At 68.4% G+C, this 3600-nt stretch carries 3 protein-coding genes; 2 read left to right on the top strand and 1 reads right to left on the bottom strand.

Annotated elements, in window-relative coordinates; all coding sequences use genetic code 11:
• Positions 1-232: 232 nt before the first annotated feature.
• On the bottom strand, positions 233-520 hold the full coding sequence (locus VIM19_20910; GenBank protein HEY5187295.1) for a DUF2007 domain-containing protein: 288 nt from the start codon (positions 518-520) through the stop codon (positions 233-235).
• A gap of 316 nt (positions 521-836) precedes the next feature.
• On the opposite strand from VIM19_20910, the gene VIM19_20905 reads away from it, so the two are divergent.
• Entirely contained in the window at positions 837-2339 is a 1503-nt protein-coding gene (locus VIM19_20905; GenBank protein ID HEY5187294.1) for an arylsulfatase, read from the top strand.
• Positions 2336-3322, top strand: coding sequence for a formylglycine-generating enzyme family protein (locus VIM19_20900; protein HEY5187293.1), 987 nt, complete (start codon positions 2336-2338; stop codon positions 3320-3322). The genes VIM19_20905 and VIM19_20900 overlap by 4 nt, the downstream gene beginning before the upstream one ends.
• The last annotated feature ends 278 nt before the right edge of the window (positions 3323-3600 follow it).

The following is a 3600-nucleotide window of genomic DNA, read 5'->3' as shown; positions in this document are numbered from 1 at the left end:
CTGCCCACCAGCGATACCGTCGCCCACGGTGGCCTCCCTTCCTCGATGGGCCGTCAGTAACCGCAGTTTCCTGCGGAACTCACGGGGAGCGGGAGGCCCCGCCCCGTTATGGCATCAGTTCAGGTACATCCGCTCATCGGCGTGAGTGCAACCTCCAGCGCTCGGCAAGGGCCGGCTTGACGACTGCGGATGGCGCTCTGCACATCTACACGTAGGTGCGGCGGATCGCATCCTACGGGCGAGGCTTGTCACCGCCGAGCAGACGGACAATCCAGCGTTGGAAGGCGCTGAGCTCTCCTGCCTCGGATCGCCCTGAGCCCGAGCCAGCCAGGGGGCGTCGGGCTTCGGCGGCCTTCACATCCGGAACCAGGACCGGGACGCCCTGCGCCTGCAGTGCCACCTCCAGCCCAGCCATGTCGTCGCCTGACACCGAAGCCTTCACTCCGTGGCTTCGGAGCATGCCCGTGATCATCTCCGCTTCCACTCGGGAGCCGAGGACGGCCACCACCACCACGCTCACCCTTCGATTGTCGCCCGGCAGAGGCCGAGACCAGATCCGCACCTGCCGCCGGGCGCTGGAGCGGACGCCGCTCATCCCCACCGCCCGACGAGACCGCCGGTATGCGCGCTGAAACGTCACGTCGGCTCGGTCAGTGGGAGCGCGAGGGCAGGGCGAAGATCCAGATCGAAACTTCTTGCCGAGCGGGTGCTTGATCCGGCTCCCGCGGATCCAACGAAGCGCCCGTGTGAACATCTGGTGAGAACCGTCGGGCTGGCTTCACCGGGGCGAGGTGTGGTTAGGCTGACCACTCCACTTCGGACCCGGGGAGATCGCGATGCCGCAGGACAGGCCGAACATCCTGGTGATCTGGGGTGACGACATTGGGATCTCGAATCTCAGCTGCTACAGCGACGGGCTGATGGGTTACCGCACGCCGAACATCGACCGGATCGCGGAGGAAGGGGCGCGGTTCACCGACTACTACGGGGAGCAGAGCTGCACCGCGGGTCGGGCGGCGTTCATCACCGGGCAGAACCCGATCCGTACCGGGCTGACGAAGGTCGGGCTGCCCGGTGCCGAGCTCGGGATGCAGTCGACCACGCCGACTGTCGCGACGGCGCTCAAGGCGCAAGGGTATGCGACCGGTCAGTTCGGGAAGAACCACTTCGGCGACCGTGACGAGCACCTGCCGACGATGCACGGCTTCGACGAGTTCTTCGGCAACCTGTACCACCTCAACGCGGAGGAGGAGCCCGAGCTCGACGACTACCCGAAGCCGGAGGACTTCCCGGACTTCCGGACGAAGTTCGGTCCGCGCGGGGTCCTGCACACCTGGGCCAACGGTGACGGGACCCAGCGCATCGAGGACACCGGTCCGCTGACCCGGAAGAGGATGGAGACCGTCGACGACGAGTTCATCGAGGCTGCGACGGAGTTCATCCGAGACAAGGCGGAGTCGCAGACGCCGTTCTTCGTGTGGTTCAACTCCACGCACATGCATTTCCGCACGCATACCAAGCCGGAGAGCCGCGGCCAGGCGGGTCGGTGGCAGTCGGGCTACCACGACACGATGATCGACCACGACGCGCAGGTCGGTGAGCTGCTCGGGCTCCTCGACGAGCTCGGGCTCGCCGAGGACACGATCGTCCTCTACTCGACCGACAACGGGCCGCACATGAACTCGTGGCCGGACGCCGGCATGACGCCGTTCCGTGGCGAGAAGAACACGAACTGGGAAGGGGCCTATCGAGTGCCCGCCGTGGTGCGCTGGCCGGGACGCATCCCGGCGCGGACCGTGCTCAACGGGATCATGAGCCACAACGACTGGTATGTCACGTTGCTCGCCGCCGCTGGCGTCCCGGACATCGCCGACCAGCTCAAGGCGGGTGCGGAGCTGAACGGAACGACGTACCGCGTGCACCTCGACGGTCACAATCAGCTGCCGTACATCACGGCCGACGTTGACTCGAGTCCGCGGGACTTCTTCTTCTACGTCAGCGACGACGGCGACCTGCTCGCGGTCAGGTACGACAACTGGAAGATGGTGTTCATGGAGCAGCGTGTCGTCGGCACGCTGCAGGTCTGGGCCGAGCCGTTCACCGAGCTGCGCGTGCCGAAGATTTTCAACCTGCGAACCGACCCCTACGAGCGCGCCGACCACACCTCCAACACCTACTGGGACTGGATGCTCGACCACGCGTTCCTGCTGGTCCCGGCGCAGGCGTTCGTCGCGCAGATGGCGGCGTCGTTCCTGGAGTTCCCGCCGACCCAGAAGCCGGCGTCGTTCGGCATCTCCCAGGCGCTGGCCAAGCTGCAGGCCGGGCTCCCAAGCGCATGAGCCATCGGCACGACATGTCGCCGGCCGTGGCCCCTCCGGGCGGACCGCCGGCGGGCGACATGGTGTGGGTCCCCGGCGGCACATTCCTGATGGGGTCGGACGCGCATTACGCCGAGGAGGCGCACGCGCGTGCCGTGGAGGTGTCCGGCTTCTGGCTCGGGCGGACGACCGTCACGAACGCCGACTACGCGAGGTTCGTCCAGGACACCGGCTACGTCACGGTCGCGGAGCGCCCGCTTGACCCGGCCGACTTCCCCGGAGCCCCCGCGGAGAACCTCGTCCCCGGCTCGATGGTGTTCACCCGCACCCCCGGGCCGGTCGACCTGCGTCACCTCAGCCAGTGGTGGACGTGGACCCCGGGAGCCTGCTGGCGGCACCCCGAAGGCCCGAGGACGGACGTCGTGGGCCGCGAGGACCACCCGGTCGTCCACGTTGCGCACGAGGACGCCGTGGCCTACGCCACCTGGGCGGGGCTCAGGCTGCCGACCGAGGCCCAGTGGGAGCGCGCCGCCCGCGGCGGCCTCGAAGGCACCACATACACCTGGGGGGACGAGCCCGAGGAGCCGGACGAGCGGCGTGCGCACTACTGGCACGGCGACTTCCCCTGGCGGGCCGAGCCCGGCTATGGCACGACCGCGCCCGTCGGGACCTACCCGCCCAACGGCTACGGGCTGTCCGACATGGCAGGCAACGTCTGGGAGTGGACCAACGACTGGTACGTCGAGACCCGCTTCGCCGACATGGCACCCTGCTGCGCCCCCCGTGACCCCCGCGGCGGCACACCCGAGGAGAGCCTCGACCCGCGGCAGCCGCAGTTCCGCGTGCCGCGCAAGGTCATCAAGGGCGGCTCGTTCCTCTGCGCCGACTCCTACTGCCTGCGCTACCGACCGGCCGCTCGACGCCCGCAGATGATCGACACCGGCATGAGCCACATCGGCTTCCGATGCGCGGCCGAGCCGTCGCGCATCGGAAGCACGACCTGACCCATTGCACCGGTCGTCGATTGGCCGAGCAGCTCGGCCCTCAGTCCCGTTCCACACCGGCGGATGCGAGCGCGATCGGCATCACGTCGGTGCGCCCGGAGACTTCCTGTTCGAGGTTGCTCGACGTCCGCACTGTCTCCGAAGGCCCGGGGCCGGGGGCCCGCCGTCTACAGGCGGAGCTGCTGGGTGGAGCCGTGGTAGGTGAGGGTGAAACTGCTGACCGGCTTGGGAACGTAGAAGACCAGGGATCCCTTGACGGTCTCGCCCGGGGCCAACTG

The organism is Actinomycetes bacterium (assembly GCA_036510875.1).
Lineage (GTDB): Bacteria > Actinomycetota > Actinomycetes > Prado026 > Prado026 > DATCDE01.
Note: the sequence above shows the minus strand (reverse complement) of the source record. Positions and strands in the feature narration are given on the sequence as shown.